This window comes from Mesobacillus foraminis (assembly GCF_004340465.1).
GTDB lineage: Bacteria > Bacillota > Bacilli > Bacillales > Cytobacillaceae > Mesobacillus_B > Mesobacillus_B foraminis.
The window spans coordinates 323,948-345,608 of the sequence record NZ_SLVV01000005.1; the positions used below are offsets into that span (position 1 = coordinate 323,948).

23 protein-coding genes are annotated in these 21,661 nt (G+C 44.6%); 1 reads left to right on the forward strand and 22 read right to left on the reverse strand.

Translation table 11 applies throughout. The features are described 5' to 3' along the window. Positions 1-87: 87 nt before the first annotated feature. The 18 genes from trmD to EV146_RS10530 form a co-directional block, all read right to left on the reverse strand. Positions 88-828 carry a tRNA (guanosine(37)-N1)-methyltransferase TrmD gene (gene trmD / locus EV146_RS10445; RefSeq protein WP_181215854.1) on the reverse strand — a complete coding sequence of 247 codons (741 nt, stop codon included), beginning with the start codon at positions 826-828 and terminating at the stop codon, positions 88-90. Beyond that, on the reverse strand, positions 828-1,346 hold the full coding sequence (rimM, locus tag EV146_RS10450) for a ribosome maturation factor RimM (RefSeq protein ID WP_132005591.1): 519 nt from the start codon (positions 1,344-1,346) through the stop codon (positions 828-830). Before rimM ends, trmD begins: the two co-directional genes overlap by 1 nt. 6 nt (positions 1,347-1,352) lie before the next feature. Continuing rightward, positions 1,353-1,745, reverse strand: a complete 393-nt coding sequence (locus EV146_RS10455; protein ID WP_132005594.1) for a YlqD family protein — start codon at positions 1,743-1,745, stop codon at positions 1,353-1,355. A 157-nt stretch (positions 1,746-1,902) separates the two neighbouring features. Next, positions 1,903-2,133: a KH domain-containing protein gene (locus tag EV146_RS10460; protein WP_121613724.1), complete on the reverse strand. Its 231-nt coding sequence runs from the start codon at positions 2,131-2,133 to the stop codon at positions 1,903-1,905. Positions 2,134-2,144: 11 nt separating this feature from the next. Next, positions 2,145-2,417 carry a 30S ribosomal protein S16 gene (gene rpsP, locus EV146_RS10465; protein ID WP_046522165.1) on the reverse strand — a complete coding sequence of 91 codons (273 nt, stop codon included), beginning with the start codon at positions 2,415-2,417 and terminating at the stop codon, positions 2,145-2,147. A 98-nt stretch (positions 2,418-2,515) separates the two neighbouring features. After that, positions 2,516-3,868: a signal recognition particle protein gene (ffh, locus tag EV146_RS10470; protein WP_121609286.1), complete on the reverse strand. Its 1,353-nt coding sequence runs from the start codon at positions 3,866-3,868 to the stop codon at positions 2,516-2,518. Between the two features lie 14 nt (positions 3,869-3,882). Next, positions 3,883-4,212 (reverse strand): putative DNA-binding protein, encoded by a 330-nt coding sequence (locus EV146_RS10475; protein WP_132005597.1) that lies wholly within the window; start codon positions 4,210-4,212, stop codon positions 3,883-3,885. A 107-nt stretch (positions 4,213-4,319) separates the two neighbouring features. Then, the gene (gene ftsY / locus EV146_RS10480; RefSeq protein WP_241993884.1) at positions 4,320-5,306 is read right to left on the reverse strand and encodes a signal recognition particle-docking protein FtsY; all 987 of its coding nucleotides are present in this window, start codon (positions 5,304-5,306) and stop codon (positions 4,320-4,322) included. Positions 5,307-5,323: 17 nt separating this feature from the next. Next, on the reverse strand, positions 5,324-8,890 hold the full coding sequence (smc, locus tag EV146_RS10485; protein WP_132005603.1) for a chromosome segregation protein SMC: 3,567 nt from the start codon (positions 8,888-8,890) through the stop codon (positions 5,324-5,326). A gap of 28 nt (positions 8,891-8,918) precedes the next feature. Next, positions 8,919-9,692: a ribonuclease III gene (gene rnc / locus EV146_RS10490; protein ID WP_121609290.1), complete on the reverse strand. Its 774-nt coding sequence runs from the start codon at positions 9,690-9,692 to the stop codon at positions 8,919-8,921. A gap of 158 nt (positions 9,693-9,850) precedes the next feature. Then, positions 9,851-10,084 (reverse strand): acyl carrier protein, encoded by a 234-nt coding sequence (locus EV146_RS10495; RefSeq protein WP_121609291.1) that lies wholly within the window; start codon positions 10,082-10,084, stop codon positions 9,851-9,853. A 107-nt stretch (positions 10,085-10,191) separates the two neighbouring features. Next, the gene (gene fabG / locus EV146_RS10500) at positions 10,192-10,935 is read right to left on the reverse strand and encodes a 3-oxoacyl-[acyl-carrier-protein] reductase (protein WP_132005606.1); all 744 of its coding nucleotides are present in this window, start codon (positions 10,933-10,935) and stop codon (positions 10,192-10,194) included. Further along, positions 10,932-11,882 (reverse strand): ACP S-malonyltransferase, encoded by a 951-nt coding sequence (fabD, locus tag EV146_RS10505; protein ID WP_132005609.1) that lies wholly within the window; start codon positions 11,880-11,882, stop codon positions 10,932-10,934. Before fabD ends, fabG begins: the two co-directional genes overlap by 4 nt. A 2-nt stretch (positions 11,883-11,884) precedes the next feature. Continuing rightward, positions 11,885-12,901, reverse strand: a complete 1,017-nt coding sequence (plsX, locus tag EV146_RS10510; RefSeq protein WP_132005612.1) for a phosphate acyltransferase PlsX — start codon at positions 12,899-12,901, stop codon at positions 11,885-11,887. 12 nt (positions 12,902-12,913) lie between these two features. Continuing rightward, the gene (gene fapR, locus EV146_RS10515) at positions 12,914-13,483 is read right to left on the reverse strand and encodes a transcription factor FapR (protein WP_132005615.1); all 570 of its coding nucleotides are present in this window, start codon (positions 13,481-13,483) and stop codon (positions 12,914-12,916) included. Between the two features lie 143 nt (positions 13,484-13,626). After that, positions 13,627-15,675, reverse strand: coding sequence for an ATP-dependent DNA helicase RecG (recG, locus tag EV146_RS10520; protein WP_132005884.1), 2,049 nt, complete (start codon positions 15,673-15,675; stop codon positions 13,627-13,629). Positions 15,676-16,488: 813 nt separating this feature from the next. Then, the gene (locus EV146_RS10525; RefSeq protein WP_132005618.1) at positions 16,489-18,156 is read right to left on the reverse strand and encodes a DAK2 domain-containing protein; all 1,668 of its coding nucleotides are present in this window, start codon (positions 18,154-18,156) and stop codon (positions 16,489-16,491) included. Positions 18,157-18,172: 16 nt separating this feature from the next. Next, on the reverse strand, positions 18,173-18,535 hold the full coding sequence (locus EV146_RS10530; RefSeq protein WP_121609298.1) for an Asp23/Gls24 family envelope stress response protein: 363 nt from the start codon (positions 18,533-18,535) through the stop codon (positions 18,173-18,175). 305 nt (positions 18,536-18,840) lie between these two features. On the opposite strand from EV146_RS10530, the gene rpmB reads away from it, so the two are divergent. Continuing rightward, the gene (gene rpmB / locus EV146_RS10535) at positions 18,841-19,029 is read left to right on the forward strand and encodes a 50S ribosomal protein L28 (protein ID WP_121609299.1); all 189 of its coding nucleotides are present in this window, start codon (positions 18,841-18,843) and stop codon (positions 19,027-19,029) included. 179 nt (positions 19,030-19,208) lie between these two features. Here the strand turns inward: rpmB and spoVM are convergent, their stop codons facing one another. From spoVM to rsgA, 4 genes are all read right to left on the reverse strand, one after another. Further along, positions 19,209-19,289: a stage V sporulation protein SpoVM gene (spoVM, locus tag EV146_RS10540; protein ID WP_046522178.1), complete on the reverse strand. Its 81-nt coding sequence runs from the start codon at positions 19,287-19,289 to the stop codon at positions 19,209-19,211. A 102-nt stretch (positions 19,290-19,391) separates the two neighbouring features. Further along, positions 19,392-20,039 carry a thiamine diphosphokinase gene (locus EV146_RS10545; protein WP_132005621.1) on the reverse strand — a complete coding sequence of 216 codons (648 nt, stop codon included), beginning with the start codon at positions 20,037-20,039 and terminating at the stop codon, positions 19,392-19,394. A 54-nt stretch (positions 20,040-20,093) separates the two neighbouring features. After that, entirely contained in the window at positions 20,094-20,738 is a 645-nt protein-coding gene (gene rpe / locus EV146_RS10550; protein WP_132005624.1) for a ribulose-phosphate 3-epimerase, read from the reverse strand. Positions 20,739-20,740: 2 nt separating this feature from the next. Further along, positions 20,741-21,622 carry a ribosome small subunit-dependent GTPase A gene (gene rsgA, locus EV146_RS10555; protein ID WP_121609302.1) on the reverse strand — a complete coding sequence of 294 codons (882 nt, stop codon included), beginning with the start codon at positions 21,620-21,622 and terminating at the stop codon, positions 20,741-20,743. Between the last annotated feature and the right edge of the window lie 39 nt (positions 21,623-21,661).

A 21,661-nucleotide genomic window follows, 5' to 3' on the forward strand; every position in this document is an offset into this window, starting at 1 on the left:
ACAGCGGAACATCGTTATCAATGACGCGAGCCTATTGGCCCAAGCCACAAATAGTATCATACCATATTGACTATGTGACTGCAATAGCTATTCATCTTGTTTTTTTATTTCCGAGAGCCATTTTTGATGTTCGTCAGGAAGGTCAATATCTTCAAACAAGTCCGGACGGCGAGTATGGGTACGTCGCAGGGATTCTTTGACCCTCCATTCCTCAATAAGGCGGTGGTTTCCGGAAAGCAGGACATCAGGAACCTTCATGCCGCGAAAATCAGCAGGCCTTGTATAATGGGGATGCTCCAGCAAGCCTGTACTGAAGGAATCCTGAATATGGGATTCCTCACTTCCCAGAACACCCGGAAGCAGACGGACAACGCTGTCTATCACAACCATGGCTCCCAATTCCCCACCTGTCAACACATAATCGCCAATCGAGATTTCTTCCGTAATAAGATGCTCCCGTATCCTTTCATCATAGCCTTCGTAATGGCCGCATATAAAAATCAAATGATCTTCTTTCGAAAGTTCCTCTGCTTTCCTTTGTGAATACCGCTCCCCCTGCGGGCACATTAAAATGACGCGGGGCTTCTTGCTCACGGCCTTCTGCATTAAATCCTCGACAGCATCAAATATGGGCTGCGGCTTCAATACCATGCCTGCCCCTCCGCCATAAGGGTAATCATCCACCGTTTGATGGCGATTGTCGGCATATTCACGAAAATTCACGATCTGATAGTTCACTGCTTGTTTGTCAGCTGCCTTCTTGAGGATGGAATGTCCGAGTACCCCATCAAACATTTCCGGGAAAATGGATAATATATCGATTTTCATCATGATAAAAGGCCTTCCATAGGTTCAATGATAATAACCTTTTCTTTTACATCAACCTTTTTGACAACGTCCTCAATGTACGGAATTAATATCTCTTTGCCCTTCGGATTCTTAATCACCCAAACATCATTCGCTCCTGGAGTCAAGATTTCGGATACCTTGCCAATTTCTCCTCCATCAATCGTCGAGACCTGGCAGCCGATGATATCCTGGAAATAATATTCTCCTTCCTTAAGAGTTCCTCGCTGGCTTTCCGGGACCTTGAGGATCCCGTCCCTCATGTGCTCGACTTGATTCACATTGTCGTACCCTTCAAACGTAAGCAAATCAAAATTTTTATGCCTCCTGTGACTATTTACGACCAGCTCCTGCGGTTCCTTTAATCCTTTCATAAATAGAAAAAGAATGTTCCCTCTTTTATACCTTTCATCCGGAAAGTCCGTCCTCGAAATCACCCTGACTTCGCCTTTTATGCCATGAGTATTGACGATTTTCCCGACATTAAACCATTTTTCCATTCTTCATCACCTCTCGCGTATTTCAACCACGATGCCGTCTTTTATAATAACGGCCTTCCCTGAAAGGAATCCGTCCCAGGCATCTCCCTCATTTAAGTCGACTATTGACTGCAGTTCTGTTTCTTTCAGCTCACTTCCAAGCGGAAGGATATGTAATTGCTCAATCTGAAAGTCTAGCAGCTTTATTTTTTCCTTATATGAGTTCATTTCATTTCCAAAATGTTTTTTTAGACTTTCGGAAGGGAATTTTTTTGATTTTTCCTGTTTTTTTAATTCAAATATTAGCTGATGGCATTCTTTCTGCAATTGAAATTTTCTTTCCTGATATTTTTTGAGGAGCCCTTGCTTGCTGGTTTCCGTCAACACTTGTTTTACCACAACAGTTTGCAGCACTTTCACAGCCAACCCTCCCCAGGTTCATCTATTCTATTTTTTCTACTATGTAAAGACACATTCATGGCGCGCACACCTATTATATATGAAAAGTTCCAGGAATGAAAAAAATGGAGGGGATCCCCTCCATTTTTTTTTAACCTTCGCTTTTAGCTTCCGGTTATTATTCAACAATCTCTAAAAAGATCTTCTTTTGCTGTGAGGATCCTGCTGCATAGACGACAGTTCTGATGGCCTTTGCAACTCGCCCCTGTTTGCCGATCACTTTGCCCATATCCGATTTATTACAGGATAGTTTATAAGTGATCTTTTGATCCTCTTCGACGGAATCGACATGAATATCATCAGGAAAATCAACAAGGGGCTTTACGATTGTCTCAATTAATTCTTTCATGCTGTTCACAATTACTTGCTAAGCTTAGCATTATGGAATTTTTCCATGATGCCTTGGTTAGAGAACAAGTTGCGAACTGTATCAGATGGCTTTGCACCATCTTGCAGCCACTTAAGAGCAAGTTCTTCGTTGATGTCCACGATTGCCGGCTGGGCAACTGGGTTGTAAGTTCCCACTGTTTCAATGAAACGTCCGTCACGAGGAGAACGAGAATCTGCTACAACAATACGATAGAAAGGAGACTTTTTAGCTCCCATACGCTTTAAACGAATTTTTACTGCCATTTTAAATAAGCACCTCCGAATAGTTTCACACAAGATAAAATAATACCAAATTGTTTTTTTGTTGTAAAGGTTTTTTTCTTTACAGGTTAATTTTGCCGTTAAAAAGGGTTGAAAGGAAGCTTGAAACCGCCTTTTTTCTTCCCTTTTTGCTGCATTCCCGTCATTTGCTTCATCATTTTCTTCATATCTTCAAACTGCTTAAGCAGGCGATTGACTTCAGGAACGGTTCTCCCGCTTCCTTTTGCAATCCGTTTCCGCCTGTTTGCATTGATAATCTCAGGATGAGTCTTTTCTTCCTTTGTCATCGACTGAATGATTGCTTCGACATGGGAAATTTGTTTTTCTTCAATTTGCAGATTGTTCAAGCCTTTAATTTTATTGGCTCCGGGCATCATTTTCAGCAGTTCGTCGAGCGGTCCCATATTGCGGACCTGTCCCAGCTGCTCAAGGAAGTCGTCAAGAGTAAAAGAAGCTGTACGCATTTTTTGCTCGAGCTCTTTTGCCTTCTCCTCATCGACATTTGCCTGTGCTTTCTCAATAAGGGAAAGCACATCACCCATGCCCAGAATACGGGACGACATCCGTTCAGGATGGAAGGTTTCCAGAGCATCCAGCTTTTCCCCAAGACCGACAAATTTAATTGGTGTGCCGGTAACCGCACGGATAGAAAGGGCCGCACCGCCGCGGGTATCTCCATCAAGCTTTGTCAGGACTACTCCCGTCAATCCCATTTGTTCATTAAAACTTTGGGCGACATTGACAGCATCCTGTCCCGTCATTGCGTCGACCACCAGGAATATTTCGTCCGGTTTTGAGAGTTCCTTAATCTCTTTCAGCTCGTCCATCAGTTTTTCATCTACATGCAGACGGCCGGCTGTATCAATCAGGACATAATCATGATGATCTTCTTTTGCCTTGGCAATTGCCTGTCTCGCAATTTCAACCGGGCTGACCTGATCTCCCAGTGAGAATACTGGCATATTCAGCTGTTTGCCCAGCGTTTCAAGCTGTTTGATAGCTGCGGGGCGATAGATATCGGCCGCCACCAGCATTGGCTTGCGATTATATTTTTTACGAAGGAGGTTGGCAAGCTTTCCTGTAGTGGTCGTCTTACCGGCCCCCTGCAGTCCCACCATCATAATGACGGTTGGGGGGCGGTTCGCAACGGCAATTTTACTTTGCTCTCCGCCCATGAGCTCAGTAAGTTCTTCCTTTACAACCTTAATAACCTGCTGGCCTGGAGTAAGGCTCTTCATGACCTCCTGACCGACAGACCTTTCGCTTACTTTTTTGACAAAATCTTTGACTACCTTGAAGTTTACGTCTGCCTCCAATAGAGCCAGGCGGACCTCACGCATCATTTCTTTCACATCCGCTTCGGATACTTTCCCTTTCCCGCGGATTTTTTGCATTGTATTTTGCAGTCGGTCGGCCAATCCTTCAAATGCCATTATATCGCCGCCTCCTAATCTAATTTCTCGATCTCAGCGATTAACCCTGACAAGGCTTCAAGATCGGCATCCTCAGCCAGGTTTTCTTTCATTCTCGCAATCAGATTTTTTCGCTCCTGGAATTTCTGGAACAGCATCAGCTTCTCTTCATACTCCTCCAGCATTGCTTCCGTTCTTTTTATATTGTCATAGACCGCCTGGCGGCTAACATCATATTCTTCCGCAATTTCACCAAGAGAATAATCATCTAAATAATAGAGGGACATATAGCTTTGCTGCTTGGGAGTCAATAGTGCCTGATAAAAATCATAAAGATAATTCATGCGGGTTGTTTTCTCAAGCATCTTCACACCCCCAATGTTAAGTGAAAAGCCTTTACATAGAAATAGTCTACACAGTAAGGTTGATTCTGTCAAGATAGCGAAAAAGGAAGAGCCCGGGCTCTCCCTGGCTACTCAGCTTTCTCCACCAAATCCGCAAAAAGACCATAAACATACTTTTCTGCATCGAATTCTTGAAGATCATCCAGCTTTTCCCCTAATCCAACAAACTTAACCGGGATGTTCAGCTCATTCCGAATAGCGAGGACGATTCCGCCTTTGGCGGTTCCGTCAAGCTTGGTCAGTACAATCCCGCTTACATTTGTGGCTTCTTTAAAGGTTTTCGCTTGGATCAGTGCATTTTGTCCGGTTGTGGCATCGAGAACCAGAAGGACTTCATGAGGAGCGCCAGGAATTTCCCGCTCAATCACGCGCTTTACCTTTTCAAGCTCTTTCATTAAGTTCACCTTATTTTGCAGGCGGCCTGCGGTATCGCATAACAGGACATCCACATTGCGGGATTTGGCCGCACGTATAGCATCATACATCACGGCAGCTGGATCCGAACCTTCCGCCTGTTTAATGACACCCACTCCTACTCTGTCACCCCAAACCTCAAGCTGATCGATCGCTCCTGCACGGAATGTATCTCCAGCAGCAAGAAGTACATTCTTGCCTTCTTCCTTAAATTTATGGGCAAGCTTTCCAATTGTTGTGGTCTTCCCGACTCCGTTCACCCCGACAAATAAAATCACTGTCGGCCCTTCACTTTGAATGTTCAGGCTGCTCTTTTCTTCGCCGGCTCCTTCATAAATGTCGACAAGCTTTTCAGAAATAACTGCCTGGACTTCCCTTGGATCCTGGATATTTCTCCGCTTCACTTCCATTTTGAGCTCATCGATCAGCTCCATTACTGTTTCAAAACCTACATCCGCACCAATCAGGATTTCTTCCAGTTCTTCGAAAAAGTCCTCATCCACTTTACGGTAACGGGCAACAAGGTCATTTACCTTACCTGAAAAGTTATCCCTTGTCTTTGTTAGGCCATCTTTAAATTTTTCGCTGACAGTTTCTGTCTGCTTTGTAATTTTTTCTTTTAACTTTTTAAAGAAACTCACTGTCTCACTGCCTTCCTTTAGGATTTCACCAGGTTTTTCGTTTCCTCCAGCTTTACTGATATAAGCTTGGATACTCCGGACTCCTGCATCGTGACACCGTACAGTACATCTGCCTCTTCCATCGTACCTTTCCGATGCGTAATCACTATGAATTGCGTGTCCGAGCTGTAGCGCTTCAGGTATTGGCTGAAACGGAATACGTTTGCCTCATCGAGAGCCGCCTCCACTTCATCCAAAATACAGAATGGCACAGGCCGAACCTTTAAAATTGAAAATAGCAGAGCAATGGCTGTTAAAGCCCGCTCTCCGCCTGATAACAGCCCAAGATTCTGCAGCTTCTTCCCTGGAGGCTGGGCAACAAGCTCCACTCCTGTATTCAGCAGGTCATCAGGCTGTGTGAGCCTAAGGTCAGCCCTGCCGCCTCCAAACAAAGCCTGGAAAGTCGATTCAAAATAGGAACGGACCGCTGCGAAGGTTTCCTCAAACCGTTTCTTCATTTCCATATCCATTTCACCAATAACCTGGAAAAGTGTGTCTTTTGCTTCCTGAAGGTCGTTCTTCTGTTCGAGAAGAAATTCATAGCGTTCTGATACACGCTCATACTCATCAATTGCTCCGAGATTAACCGTGCCCAATTCCTCAATTGCAAGCCTGATCAGCTTCACTTTTTTTCGGGCTTCATCAGCCGGGACAGGCAAAGGATATTGCTCTTTGGCTGCTTCAAAAGACAGGAGATACTCTTCACGCAGATGGGCAATTCGGTTATCGAGCTCCACATCCAATCTGGTAAGCTTGACTTCCTCATCTTTCAGGGCCTCTGTCAGACCCTTGTATTGACGTTTTAATTCTTTTGCTTCAAGCTCCACGTCCTCCAATTTGGATTGTCCAGCCAAACGCTCTTCCCTTTTGGCAGAGATGAGCCTTAGTGTGGAATTTTTGTCCTCAAGTTTTTTTCTTGCCGCCTCTACAAGCTGGTTTTCACCCGAAGAGTTATCAGTCATTTCTGAAGAGAGCAGGTTTAGGTCTTCCTTGAAGGAGATTAGCCTTTCCTCCTGTTCACGCAATTCCTGAATGGCACTTTCCAGCTTTTCTTTTGCATGGCTCAACTGTTCCTTATTTGCGGCAAACACTACCTTTAAATCACCTATTTCAGAAAGAAGGGTCTCTTTTGAAGTAAGATTGGTGTTTTTTAGCAGTGTCAGATTAGAAATCTGGCTATCCAGCGCAGTCAGCTTTTCCTGATGCTGCTTAACGAGTGCTTCCAGTTCCTTTTCCCTTTCCATCAGACGGTGTTTCTCTTCGCTGAACTGGGATTTTTCAGCATCGTAAACAGCCAGACGCTCATTTATATTTTTTTCCTCAATCTCTACCTCACGCAATTCACCCTTGAGAGATTGCTCCTTTAACCGAAGCTCTTCGCCTCTTTTCCGCATGGAATCTAAATTAGCTGTCGCTTCCTGCAATTCAGATTTCATGGCCCTGAACCGGACTTCCAGAACTTTTGTTTTTTCTTCCATATCAAAAAGCTTTACTTTTAATTCTTCCAGTTCGGCTTTTCGGCTTAATAGTGATGAGGAATTCTTTTTTGCTGTTCCCCCGGACATTGAGCCTCCCGGATTTACCACATCCCCTTCAAGGGTGACAATCCGGCTCTTGTAATGCAAAAGGCGGGCAATCTCATTTGCCCCTTTCAAGTCCTTCGCCACGACTACATTGCCGAGAAGGCTGCTTATGATCTCCTCATACTTCTTGTCAAACCCCACCAGACTGACTGCAGTCCCAACAAATGAAGCATGCTGGGAAAGTAAAGAAAGCTGATGGTTTGCCAGCATCCGGCCTTTTATCACACTCAAAGGAAGGAAGGTGGCACGCCCATAAGCTTGCTGCTTTAAATAACGGATGGCTGCACGGGCATCCTCCTCAGTGCCGACAACAATATGCTGCATGGCACCGCCAAGGGCTGTTTCCAGAGCAATATCATATTGCTTCGGTACCTTGATTAATTCAGCAACGGCCCCCTCAATCCCTTTTAGCTTCCTTCCTCTGGCTTTTAAGATCTCTTTGACTCCCTGGAAGAAACCTGAATATTCTTCTTCTAATTCCTCGAGCATTTCTTTCTTGGACTTAGCCTGCTGAAGGAACTGATAAGCCTGATACAGGGTTTTTTCATGCTTGTCATAATTGCCCCTCAATGATTCAAGCTTTCGCTGCTCTTTATAGTATTCCTTACCTTGGGCTTCAAGCTCCAGATGAAGGCTGTCCAGCAATTTTTTCGTTTCAATTTTCTTGCTGGCAATCTCATCCCGAATTACCAGAAACCGTTCATTTTCCCCGTCCAGCCGGCTGTTTCGTGAAGCCTGCTGTTCCAGCTGCTGCCCAATGAAGCTCAACTCGTTTCTGGCACTGGCCTGCTGATTCAATAATTCGATATAGTCACTTTTTAATGATTCAATTCTCCACTCAATGTCCTCGCTGTATAGCTTGAGCTTTTGTTGGCGCTCTTGAAGGTCTTCCTGGAGTTTTGCTGATTCTTTTCCCAGAACTGCAACGGCTTCTTCCTGCCCCGCTCTAATGCTGTTCAGGTGTTCAATTCGTGCAGAGATATCCTCGATATTCTTTTTAAGCTGCTCTTTATGCTGGGAAGCATTTTTTTTCCGTTCCTTCAGGACTTCTTTTTTCCCTTCAAGCTTTTCCAGCTCTTCACTTGCAAGAAGCAGGTCATTTTGAAGACTGCTGATAGAATCATCCAGGTAAGTCAATTGATTGCGAAGCTTTTGGATTGCCGCCTCCTTTTTTTGCAGGGAGGACGACAGTTCGTTTTCATGTCTCTTATGTTCTTCTACCTGTTTTGAAAGCTGTTCCCATCTGCCATGGAGTTCCTCAATTTCATAAGCAGTGAGCGCCACCTCAATCTTTTCAAGCTCTTCCTTTTTTTCAAGATAATCTTTAGCAATGGAAGCCTGGATTTTTAATGGCTCTACCTGGCTTTCAAGCTCATGGATTATATCTGCCACCCTGTTGAGATTTTCCTGGGTTTCAAAGAGCTTGTTCTCTGCTTTTTTCTTCCTGGTTTTGTATTTTAGAACCCCGGCGGCTTCTTCAAAAATGGTTCTTCTTTCCTCGGGTTTGCTATTAAGAATTTCTTCAACCTTCCCCTGGGAAATAATTGAAAATGCTTCCCTGCCTAAGCCCGAGTCCATAAACAGCTCAATTATATCTTTTAATCTGCAACTCTGCTTATTGATCAGAAACTCACTTTCGCCTGAGCGGTAAACCCTTCTAGTTACACTTACCTCATTGTAATCGACCGGCAGAGCCTGATCCTCATTATCAAGTGTAAGCGTGACTTCAGCAAAATTCAGAGCCTTCCTTGTATCACTGCCTGCAAAAATGATATCTTCCATTTTTGCCCCGCGCAGCGATTTTGCCGATTGTTCCCCAAGAACCCAGCGGATGGCATCCGTGATATTGCTCTTACCGCTCCCATTCGGGCCCACCACTGCAGTGACTCCCGGAACAAATTCAACGCCAGTCCGCTCGGCAAAGGATTTAAAGCCTACCACATCTAAACGTTTTAAATACACTACTTGCGCTCTCCCCTTTAAGTTTATCTTAATTCTGGCTGTCGTTTTTCTTCGAGATCGCTTCCATATGTGTTTTTAGTTTTTCGAGTGCCTTTTGGGCTGCATGCTGTTCCGCTTCCTTTTTGGACCTTCCTTTGCCCGTACCCAGTTCTTCTCCGTTAAGGGAGACCCTGGATTCGAATTCCCGATTATGGGCAGGACCGGTCTCCGTTAAAATTTTATACTCGAGCATTCCGCCGGCATCACGCTGGACAAGCTCCTGCAGTTGACTCTTAAAATCCATCACATGAGAAAAAGCACCAGCGTCAATCTTTGGAAATACCACTTTTTCCAGAAAGGAAGTAACTGTATCAATTCCCTTATCAAGATATAAAGCCCCAATAAACGCTTCAAAGACGTCCGCGAGGAGTGCAGGTCTCGTTCTGCCACCTGTCATCTCTTCCCCTTTCCCAAGGAGAACAACTTCCCCAAAGTTCAAAGTGTTGGCAAATGCTACGAGGGATGGTTCACAAACAACCGCTGCTCTAAGCTTTGTCAACTCACCTTCCGACATCATCGGGTATTTTTTATACAGAAAATGGGAAACAGTCAGTTCGAGTACAGCGTCCCCAAGGAATTCGAGCCTCTCGTTATCTTCATAGGGCTTGCGGCGATGCTCATTCACATAAGATGAATGGGTGAATGCCTGTTTCAGGAGTTTCTCATTTTGAAATTGAATCCCAATTCTTGCCTGGAATTCCTTAAATTTTTGATCCTTTGCGCGAAAAAATTTTTTATCCTTGTCTTTGCCGATATTGCGCATCACAATTCCACCTTGCTCAAAATTTACACACTAAATCTAGTTTACAAAAAAAAACGGGTAAAACGCAAAAAAACCTTCAAAATATATTTCGAATCAGCTGCTGCCTCTATATAGAAGAAAGCCCCGTTAAAAACGGAGCTTTTAGATCAAATCCACAGTTACATTTTGCTATTTATGTAATTTACAGCGTCACCAACTGTAGCGATTTTCTCAGCATCATCATCGGAGATTTCTGTGTTGAACTCATCCTCTAATTCCATAACCAGTTCAACTACATCAAGGGAATCTGCACCAAGGTCATCTTTGAAAGATGCTTCAAGAGTTACCTGGCCTTCGTCAACTCCTAAACGATCAACAATAATTTTTGTTACGCGTTCTAATACTTCTGCCATGCCTGCTCACCTCCCCTCAAGCCATTATAGATGATTTAAATTAAATAATAAAGTGTAAATCAGACAACATGCAGCAGGATTCGTCAATATACCTGAAGCATCACTGTTTACATGACCATTCCGCCGTCTACATGCAGTGTCTGTCCGGTCATATACCTGCTGTCTTCAGAAGCCAGGAAAGCGACCGTTTTGGCAACATCACTTGGTTCTCCAAGCTTGCCAAGCGGAATTTGCTTCAGCATTTCAGCTTTTGTGTCATCATTAAGCTTATCCGTCATATCAGTCGTTATAAAGCCTGGAGCAACTGCATTTACGGTAATCCCTCTAGTTGCCAGCTCCTTTGCCGTTGTTTTTGTCAAGCCGATGACACCAGCTTTAGCTGCTACATAATTTGCCTGGCCGGCGTTTCCGCTAACGCCGACAATGGAGGAAATGTTTATGATCCTTCCGCAGCGCTGCTTCATCATCTGCCTTGTTACAGCCTTGGTACATAGGAAGACTCCTTTTAAGTTAATGTTTATAACATCATCCCAATCAGATTCCTTCATACGCATTAATAGGTTATCTTTTGTAATTCCGGCATTATTGACAAGGATATCTAGCTTGCCAAATACCTCAATTGTTTCTTTTACCATGGCATCAACTGCTTCTGGATTGGAAACATCCGCCTGGATAACAATCGCTTCTCTGCCCATGGTCTTGATTTCTTCTGCAACCTCAGCTGCCTTTGCCTCACTGCCGGCATAATTAATCGCGACATTTGCACCTTCCCTAGCAAGTTCAAGGGCAACTTCGCGTCCTATTCCTCTTGATGCCCCTGTAACAAGGACTGCTTTTCCTTCGAGCCTCATGCCTGGTTATCCTCCTTTAAAGCCGCAATCGCTGCCTCACAGCTTTCCTGGTCATAAACTGAGAAGGTTTTGACTGAACGATTAATTTTTTTGACTAGGCCGGAAAGTACTTTACCCGGGCCAATTTCTACAAACGTATCCACACCAAGCTCAATCATCGCGGAAACCGAATCTTCCCATAGAACAGGAGAATAGAGCTGCTGTATTAGCTTCTCCTTAATTTCACCCGCATCCTGCATCGGAGCTGCAGTCACATTTGCAATCACCGGTATACTGGCCCTGCTGATGCTGAGACCGTCAAGGACATTCCTGAATTCATCCGCTGCAGGCTTCATCAGCTGCGAATGGAACGGGCCGCTTACATCCAGAGGAATCACCCGCTTCGCACCCGCATCTTTCGCTTTTGAAGCTGCTGATTCAACCCCTTGTTTAGAGCCTGAAATCACAATTTGCCCAGGACAGTTCAAATTTGCGAGCTGAACCGGTGTTCCTTCCGCTGTTGCTTCCTCACAAACAGCGGACAATTTTTCGCGGTCAAGACCAAGTACTGCAGCCATTGTGCCTTCACCATTCGGCACGGCCTTCTCCATCAATTCCCCGCGCTTGCGGACCGCATACACTCCGTCTTCAAAAGAAAATGCTCCTGCTGCCACAAGCGCAGAGTATTCTCCCAGACTATGGCCTGCCGTATAATCCGGCTGGATTCCTGATTGCCTGAAATATTCGAGCAGGGCAATGCTGGTGGTCAGCAGAGCCGGCTGGGCATTAACCGTTAGGGTAAGCTTGTCCTGGGGTCCCTCAAAAATAAGGGTGCTCAGGTTTTCCTTTAACACTTCGTCTGCCTTTTGAAAGAACGAGGAGACAGACTCATTTGATTCAGCAAGGGCTTTTCCCATTCCTGCCTGCTGCGAACCCTGACCCGGAAATAGAAACGCTATTTTCCCCATGTTCATCCTCCTTTATTTTCACTATCCTGACGTGCATTGTGCTGTTCAACGGCCTTTTTAATGGTTCCGGCAACATCATTCTGAACCATTTCTCTTGCCTGCCGGATTGAATTGTAGATCGCATTGGCATCTGAGGAGCCATGCGCCTTGATCACTGGTGCTTTTAAGCCGAACAGGCCTGCACCGCCATATTCCGTATAATCCATTTTATTTTTTAAAACGGTTAAATCTGGCTTCAGGACAGCCGCAGCAAGCTTGCTTTTCAGGCTTGACGTCAGGGCGGTCTTCATCATTTTAAAAACAGACATAGCCGTTCCCTCAACTGTCTTCAACACCATGTTTCCTGTAAAGCCATCTGTGACCACGACATCCGCGACTCCATCAAGAAGGTCCCTGGCTTCAACATTCCCAACAAAGTGGATATCCGCATCCTTTAAAAGCGAAAATGCACCTTTGGTTAATTCATTTCCCTTCTTTTCTTCTGTGCCTATATTCAGCAATCCGACCCTCGGCCTGATTATGCCCCTGGCCTTTTCACTGTATATGGATCCCATTAGGGCATACTGCAGCAGATGCTCTGCTTTGGCATCTGCGTTTGCGCCTACGTCAAGAAGCAAAAAGCCTTCTCCGCCCAAAGTTGGCAGTGTAGGAGCCAGCGCTGGACGCTCAATCCCTTCAATCCTGCCTACAACAAACAGGCCGGCTGCCATCAGGGCCCCTGTATTGCCTGCAGATACACACGCGTCCGCTTTCCCTTCCGCAACCTGTCTTGCGGCCAGAACCATTGAGGCATCCTTCTTGCGCCTGACTGCCCTGACTGGTTCATCAGTGCTCAGTATCACTTCTTCGGTATGAAGGATTTCAATTCTGTCCTCTTCAGTGAGATGCTCCCTGATTCTTCTTTCATCCCCGACAAGGATGATATGTATATCATTAAATGCCTGAACGGCCTTCACAGCACCAAGGACGATTTCTTTCGGGGCATGATCGCCGCCCATCGCATCGATTGCAAATCTCATATGTTTCATCCTTTAGTAAGTTTTTTGTGAACGGTACATCTCAAAATCGCCTTTAAATACTAATTCATTATTTACAAAGCTGTTAACTTCAACAAAAGTCCTGCCGGCTATTTTATCAATCTTTGTTACTTTCGCCTTGGCAATGACACGTTCATTTTCCATAACTGACCTGGTGAACTGGATATTCGCTTTTGCGGTCAGGGCAAGTTCATCATTAATGACCGCAACTGCAAGGGAGTTGGCCTGGGCAAATAAATGGTGCCCCCGCGCAATGCGGTTTCGGACAAATACATGTTCACTTTTTACATCCAGAATAGATATGGCATTATTATCTAGTTCAATATGTATAATTTCACCGATCACTTCATCGAGCGGCAATGATCGGACTTCGTCTTCAAAACGTTTCTCCGCGACATTCTTTATTCTTTCCCTTAATTCCGGTATCGATAACTCCAGGCGGTCCAGCCTGATGGTCTGGATGCTGACGGAAAACTTTTCCGCTAGCTCTTCATCCGTAACAAACGGATTATCCGCTATTGTATCGACAAGCATTTGCTGCCTTTCTCGTTTATTCCGTCTCATGGATCATCACACCATCCGAAGTATTATGACTAGGTACTAATAGTAATATATTAAAAAAAAAAGCAGATTGCAAGAAGAAAAGTGGGAGCACCTGCCGCACCCCTTCTTGAATCTGCTTTTGGTTATAAAAATCTTTACTTGTATTAATCCAGCTTCTCACCAGCCAATGCACCTGTTCCTTCAAGGTACATCCTTAAACCCAGGTACTTTTCGGAGGTCCAGAAAGCACTTGACTGAACCAGGGAAGCCGCATCAGCCCTTGCTGTCTCCAGCGCTCTGTAATCGTGAACCATGTCAGCCACTTTGAATTCAGGAAGGCCGCTCTGCTTTTTCCCGAAGAAATCTCCTGGTCCTCTGAGCTCCAGGTCTTTTTCGCTTAAAACAAACCCATCATTTGTTTCCGTCATAATTCGCATCCGTTCTTTTCCGATTTCGCTTTTCGGATCAGCCAGCAGGATACAATAGCTTTGCTCGCTTCCGCGGCCAACTCGGCCACGCAGCTGATGAAGCTGCGACAGGCCAAATCGTTCGGCATCATAGATGAGCATGAAGGTAGCATTCGGAACGTTCACACCTACCTCCACTACTGTCGTGGAAACCAGGACTTGCACCTGGTTGGCACTGAACGCTTTCATAACCTCTTCTTTTTCAGCAGAGCTTAGGCGTCCATGCATTAAACCCACTTTGTACCGTTCGTGAAAATACATGCTTAGCGTACTGTGCACATCGATTGCATTCTGAACATCCAGTTTATCGGATTCCTCGATCAGCGGGCAGATCACATATGCCTGCCTTCCCTGGGACAATTCCTTATCCATGAATCCCAGTACTCTGTCCAGCATTTCCTGCTTCGCCCAGTAGGTCTCAATCGCCTTCCTCCCGGCTGGCATTTCGTCGATCACAGAAACATCCATTTCACCAAAAGCTGTTATGGCCAAAGTCCTGGGAATCGGGGTTGCCGTCATGAACAGTACATCGGGATTCTCGCCTTTCTCCCTTAAAATACGCCGCTGTTCAACCCCAAAACGGTGCTGTTCGTCTGTGATCACCAACCCAAGATTACTGAAATAGACTTCATCCTGGATTAGTGCATGTGTTCCAATCAGCACATCGATGTCACCATTTTTCAGGAGTTCGAGTATCTCCCTCCGCCGTTTTCCTTTCACCGAGCTAGTCAGCAGCTGAACATTTATCCCAAACGGAGAGAGCAGCCCTGACAGAGATTCAGCATGCTGTTCTGCCAATATTTCAGTCGGCACCATAAGCGCCCCTTGAAATCCTGCCGTTATTCCCGCATATAGACTAATCGCTGCCACCACTGTTTTTCCCGATCCAACATCCCCCTGCAAAAGCCTGTTCATCCGGTAAGGCTGTTTCATATCACCAAGGATTTCGTTCACAACTCGTTTCTGAGCATGTGTTAATGGAAAGGGAAGACTGTCGATAAATTTCTTTAATCTTTCCAGATCATAATTCTGCTTCTTGCCAGGAGTCTGTTCTCGTTCAATCTTCCTGAGCGCTTGCATTTTTAGCTGAAATAACAAAAACTCCTCGTAGACAAACCTTCTTCTCGCCTGTTTGGCTTCCTCCGCACCTAAGGGAAAATGCATGGTCCTGAGGGCATCCTTTCGGCTCATCAGTTTGTATTGCTTTAGAAGTTCGTCAGGAAGGATTTCCTCTACTTGGTTTCCATATTGGGAAAAGGCGAGCTTGATCAGCCTTCGAATCATTTTAACGGTGATGGTCCCTTTGACTGCATAAACAGGCTCAAATTCTTTTTCCTTCGAATAAGGACCTGATGTCATTTCATTAGCCGTTATCGTTTGTCTGTGCTGGTCCCATTTGCCCGTTACAGTAATAATCTCATTAATACTCATTTTTTGTTTTAAATAGGGCTGATTGAAAAAAACCACTTTAACAAGATACCGGTCTACCAGAAGCCTGACAGTAAGCCTGGATTTTTTCCGGCCATGGTAAACAAGTGACGGCTCCCCATGAACCTTTCCCTCCACCGTCACTTTTTCTTCATGGTTTACCTCGGAGAGATCGCGGAGCCTGTAATCTTCATATCGGTAAGGTAAATATTCAAGTAATTCTTCAATCGTTAAAATATTTATTTCTGCTAATGTTTCAGCTTTTTCTGGACCAATTCCTTTCACAGCTGTTACAGGTTGTTTTAGTAATGGATTCACTTTAATGACGCGGCCCAAATATTTTTGCTGCCAGCTTTCTTCCGGCCGGCATTGCCGCAAGCCCTCCCTCTCCGGTTACTCTTAGTTCAGGTTGTATGTGCTATTTTAATTATCGCCTATTGGTATGGTGCTGGTTATGTCTGTCAAGGGAATATCATCAGTTCCAAACGAGTCACAGCACCCGCCGCATTTCTCTTCACACACAGCACTTCACATTGCTACATCCACCATATTTTTCGCTGCCGCTTTGCTGACAGCGTCCAAACAGTTCTGTCCTGATAAGATTTTTCTTTTTGAATATATTTCTGTAAGAGGACCGCGTTCCCGACCATTATGCTCGAGTGAAATTATACTCCGCGAATCCCCGTCCAACTGCCTTTTGCATTCTATTTGCGGGAGAATTACATCCCTTGCACAGGTAATGACCTCCATTTGCCGCTGAACATCATTTCCTATATCTGTTTGTCTGGACTGTTTGCCAGTTCCAGCATTTTCGATATATTTTAGAACAAGAAGTATCTCTCCTTATATTAACAATAAGGTATATTTACAGCAAAATATTAGCAGTCACGACGCTGTTTTTTATCATTTAATGACAATTCTGACTGACTGGATCATTTCCCGCAATTAGCTTCTAGCTTCACTTTTCTTACGATTTCCATATGTCAAATACATCACCCACAATGTCAAACACACTCTTGTAAATCCCTTCCTCCCTGTATGACCCAGTGAAAAGAAAAAATAGAAGGGGGGTTCCCTTCTATTTTGTGTGGTTATATGAATTTTGGGTTTGGCAAGGCCATACTGAAGAAATTATTCTATCGCAAAAATGAAGGCATAAAGAGGCTGCCCGCCATCATGAACTTCGATTTCGATATCCCCATAATTCTGTTCAAGGAACTCCTTCAGACTTTCCACATCTTCCTGTGTGGCGTCTTCTCCTTTTAAAATGGTGAGGATTTCTGCTTCTTCATCAAGCATCTTCTCTAATAAGTTTTTCGCTGCGCTGACTTTATCTTTATCTTTGAGGACAATTTTGCCTTCTGAAATCCCCATGAAGTCCCCTTTTTCGATTTCAAGGCCATCAATGCTGGTATCGCGCACAGCAAATGTCAGCTGGCCGGTTTTAACATGCTGCATCGCTTCAGACATAATTTCTTTATTCTCCAGCAAATCAGCTCCCGGGTTAAACGCAAGGAGAGCCGACATTCCCTGTGGAACCGTCTTTGAAGGGATGACGATCACATCCTCTTCAGCAAGTTCAGCAGCCTGTTCGGCAGCCATGATTATATTTTTATTATTAGGAAGGATAATGATCTTGCTGGCATGGACTTCTTTAATGGCTTTCACAATATCTTCCGTGCTGGGATTCATGGTTTGGCCGCCTTCAATAACTTCATTAGCACCGATGCTCCTGAAAAGGCTGCCAATTCCTTGGCCCATGGATACCGCGACAATACCATACTCCTGCTTCTCTGCCTTCGCTTTATTCTCCTGAACAGCAGCTTCACCCTGTTCTCCAATAATATCCGTATGCTGCTGACGCATATTCTCAATCTTCATTGAAACGAGGCTTCCATAGGACTGTCCATATGTCAGGACCTCGCCTGGCTGCTCAGAGTGAATATGGATCTTGACAAGTGTATCGTCGGAAATAACTAAAAGAGAATCCCCGTAATGACTTAGATCTTGACGGAATTGTTCCTCGGAAAATGGCCGTTTCCCTTCAAGCTTAACCATGAATTCTGTGCAATAGCCAAATTCAATATCTTCGGTGTTGATATGGCCCTGGATACTTTTATGATGCTCAGCACTAACCAGATCGTTCATGGTTGCAAGAGCAGATGGTGTTTCCGGCAGTTCTTCCCCTTTAAGGACGGCAAGGAACCCCTCATAAACAAGGACAAGTCCCTGTCCGCCGCTGTCGACCACCCCAACCTCCTTTAAGACTGGAAGCAGGTCAGGTGTGCGATTCAAGGAAGCACGTGCTTCTTTTAATACATCTTCCATCAGCAGTGCAATATCCTTTTGATTCTTTGCCGCCTGTACAGCCTTTTTTGCTGAATCCTTGGCGACCGTCAAAATTGTTCCTTCAACCGGCTTCATAACCGCCTTGTAAGCTGTTTCAACGCCGGATTCAAGTGCGTCGGCAAATTCCTGGGCAGTAACTTGATGCTTTTGCTCAATGGCTTTGGAAAATCCGCGGAACAACTGGGACAGAATAACACCGGAATTGCCTCTTGCTCCCATCAACAATCCTTTTGAGAGTGCAGCGCCTACTTTCCCAATATGCTCCTGGACATTATTTTTCACTTCCTTGGCACCGGAAGTCATGGATAGATTCATATTTGTTCCGGTATCTCCATCAGGAACAGGGAAGACGTTTAAAGCATCGACCATCTTGGCATTGGCTGACAGATGGTTTGCACCCTGTATCACCATTTCCGCAAAACGTTTTCCGTCTAGAACTGTATTTGACACAAAACTTTCCTCCTCACTACGGGTTCGTGACACGAACTCCCTGAACGTAAATATTGACCGAGTCTGCAGCCAGCCCAACCGTTTTTTCAAGTGTATACTTTACTTTTGATTGAACCATGTGGGCTACTTCGGAAATTTTCGTTCCATAACTGACAATTATATACATATCAATATGTACTTCTTCGTTTTCCTGGCGAACGACTACCCCGCGCGTAAAGTTTTCCCTGCGCAGGATTTCGGCGATTCCGTCTTTCAACTGCTGCTTGGAAGCCATTCCGACAATGCCATAGCAATCAACAGCGGCACCGCCTGCAATTGTTGCAATGACATCATTTGATATATCGATTTGTCCGTACTTTGTTTTTAGCTCGATGGACATGGTCGTTCCCCCTTTTGGAAAATAGCTATAGACTAAAGATATTTTACTATAAGCTCGGCAATTTTAAAAGTCAATCTGCCCCATCTTATTATAGAGCAAGTCCTGGCACTATATGTCAAGGTTTTTTTCTTGATATCGTTTCGCTTTAGTATTGCATTTGAAATGGTTGTGTGATAAATTATTAAAGTATGTTTGACTGTCAGAAATACAGCAACATCGTTCATTCGGCTGTTCTGACGAAAAAATGCAATGATAAATGCATGCGAAAATAGTATTAGCTTTTGTATGTTAGGAGGGAAATATACATGCCACGTAAATGTGTTGTAACTGGTAAAGGTACTCGTTCAGGTAACGCACGTTCCCATGCTATGAACGCTAACAAGCGTACTTGGGGTGCAAACCTTCAAAAAGTTCGTATTCTTGTAGATGGAAAGCCTAAGCGTGTTTGGGTTTCTGCAAGAGCTCTAAGATCAGGTAAAGTAGAGCGCGTTTAATTAATAGCAAAAGTGCCAGCTTTAAGACCATAGCGGGCACTGAGGCTGGACGCTAAAAAATAGCGGGGCGCCCTTCGGGTGCGCCAAAAAAGACATCCTCCTGGATGTCTTTTTTTAATGGATAAATAAAAGCACCCGCACATGGGTGCCTCAAACATATATAATTTTTCCACTATCTGTCAGCCTTTTTTAAAAGCCCCCAACATCGCTCTAACAAGCCCGCCCAAAACCTTAGGCAGTTTGATTGTATAGAATTTCATAATGTCCCTCCTCACTATCTCTCGCGCAGCCAAGCTTCAGGATTACCATCCTTTACATATATATTCGGGAAGATGAAATAATTGCTAATTGCAGAAGACTTTTCAATCACCGCTTCTTACAACCAATAATATGCCTTCTGAAAAAGAAAAAGTACCATAATCGTTAAGCAGTTCATTGCTTATGCATAAGGTCGAGCCAATCGGCAAATCGCAATTAATCAAAGGGTATTTAAACCCTTCAAGCGTAAGACCTTTAACAGATGGTGTAACTGGAACAAACGAAATATATTTCTTTCCGGCCAGTTCATTTAATGAATAGGTGCCAGGAGCTTTTGCGAAAACATGGTTTTGTTTGTCGATCATTTGGATTTCAGATGGTAAATTTGCCAGCGCAGGCTTTAGTAGCAGCTGTACATTCCCAAACATGTGATCCAGCCTTCCTCCTGTTGCACCAAAGAGATTGATTTGTTTCGGTGATTGCTCCAATGCCCAGTTAATTGCCAGTTCCATATCCGTTTCATCTTTTTCAGGACTGAATTTCTTTAAATTCCTGACTCTTTGTTCAATGACCTCCCATTCCTTTTCTGTTACTGAATCAAAATCTCCAAAAGCGTAATCAGGGGCAATCCCGGATTCCAACAGAGTAAACACCCCTTTATCCACACCAAGCCAAACACTTTCAACAGATGCATATGAAGATAAGTCCGGCAGCAGAGATTCAGGCCCCCCCGCCAAAATATTGATAATCATAGTCCAGTCCCTTCCTTCCTATATAAAAAGCCAGCCACGCCGGCTGGCTTTCACTTACCCTCTTAGTGAAACAATCGCTTGTTTCCTGTCCTCTTTATCATAGATCGCTGATCCTGCCACAAGGACTGTAGCACCAGCTTCGACACAAAGCCGGGCTGTCTCTTCATTTACACCGCCATCCACTTCGATTTCTATGGATAAGCTGCGTGACTCCGCCATTTCTTTCACCTGGCGGATTTTCGGAAGGACGCTATGGATGAATTTCTGTCCTCCAAAGCCTGGATTTACAGTCATCAGCAGCACCATGTCAATATCCTCGATAACATGCTGAATACTTTCAACCGGAGTCGCAGGATTGAGCACCACTCCTGCTTTTTTCCCGAGGGATTTTATAAGGTGTACTGCCCTGTGCAAATGGCGGCATGCCTCCACGTGAACAGTGATAAAGTCAGCACCCGCCCTCGCAAATGCTTCAATATACTGGTCCGGGTTTTCAATCATCAAGTGGACATCGAGCGGAAGGTTTGTTACCGGGCGAATCGCATCAACGATTAAAGGACCAATCGTTATATTCGGTACAAAGTGGCCATCCATTACGTCAACATGAATGTAGTCCGCTCCTCCTTGTTCAACATCCCGAATTTCCTCTCCCAGCCGTGAAAAATCAGCGGATAAGATTGAGGGAGCTATTTTTACCATAGTTAATACCTCGGCTTCCTATCTTTTATTTCTTGTAAGAACACCTTGTAATGTTCATACCGGTATCCAGGCAGACTGCCTGCCTCCACTGCAGCCTTGACAGCACATTTTGGTTCCGAGACATGAAGGCATCCTCTGAACTTGCAGTCTTCGCTCAACTTCTCGATGTCAGGAAAGCAAAAATTAAGTTCGGTGGGTTCTATTTCTGTAAATTCCAGCGAACTAAATCCTGGGGTATCTGCCACAAGGCCATTCCTGCCGATTTTAATCAATTCAACATGCCTTGTTGTATGCTTTCCCCTCCCAAGGTGCTGGGAAATATCGTTTACTTTTAAATCCAGATCCGGACGCAGGGCATTTAGCAAGGAAGATTTCCCTACCCCGGACTGGCCGGCAAACACAGAAATTTTCCCTTCAAGGTATGGAGACAATTCCTCTATGCCTTGAGATGTTTCCGAGGATGTGAATAGCACTTCATAGCCTGCGTCCCGGTATTCTAAAGCAAACTTTTCTAGCTTCTGTGTTTCGGATTGTGCAAGATCCAATTTTGTAATACAAATAAGTGGTCGAATATGGTTATATTCAATTAACACAAGGAATCGATCCAAGAGCATCGTGCTGAACTCTGGTTCAACTGCAGAGAAAACCAGAATGGCCTGATCCACATTCGCTATGGGAGGACGGACAAGCTCATTTTTTCGTTCCTTGACTTCCATGATATAACCTTCGTTTTCATTTTCTGCCTGATAAACCACTTCGTCTCCGACCAGCGGGGTAACTTTATTCTTCCTGAATATACCCCGCCCTCTGCACTGAATCATTCCGTCCGGCCCGAGCACATAATAAAAACCGCTCAGCGCCTTAATGATTTTACCCTCCGGCATAGCATGCCTCCTTTATTTAAAACCATTTTTCTTTTGTCA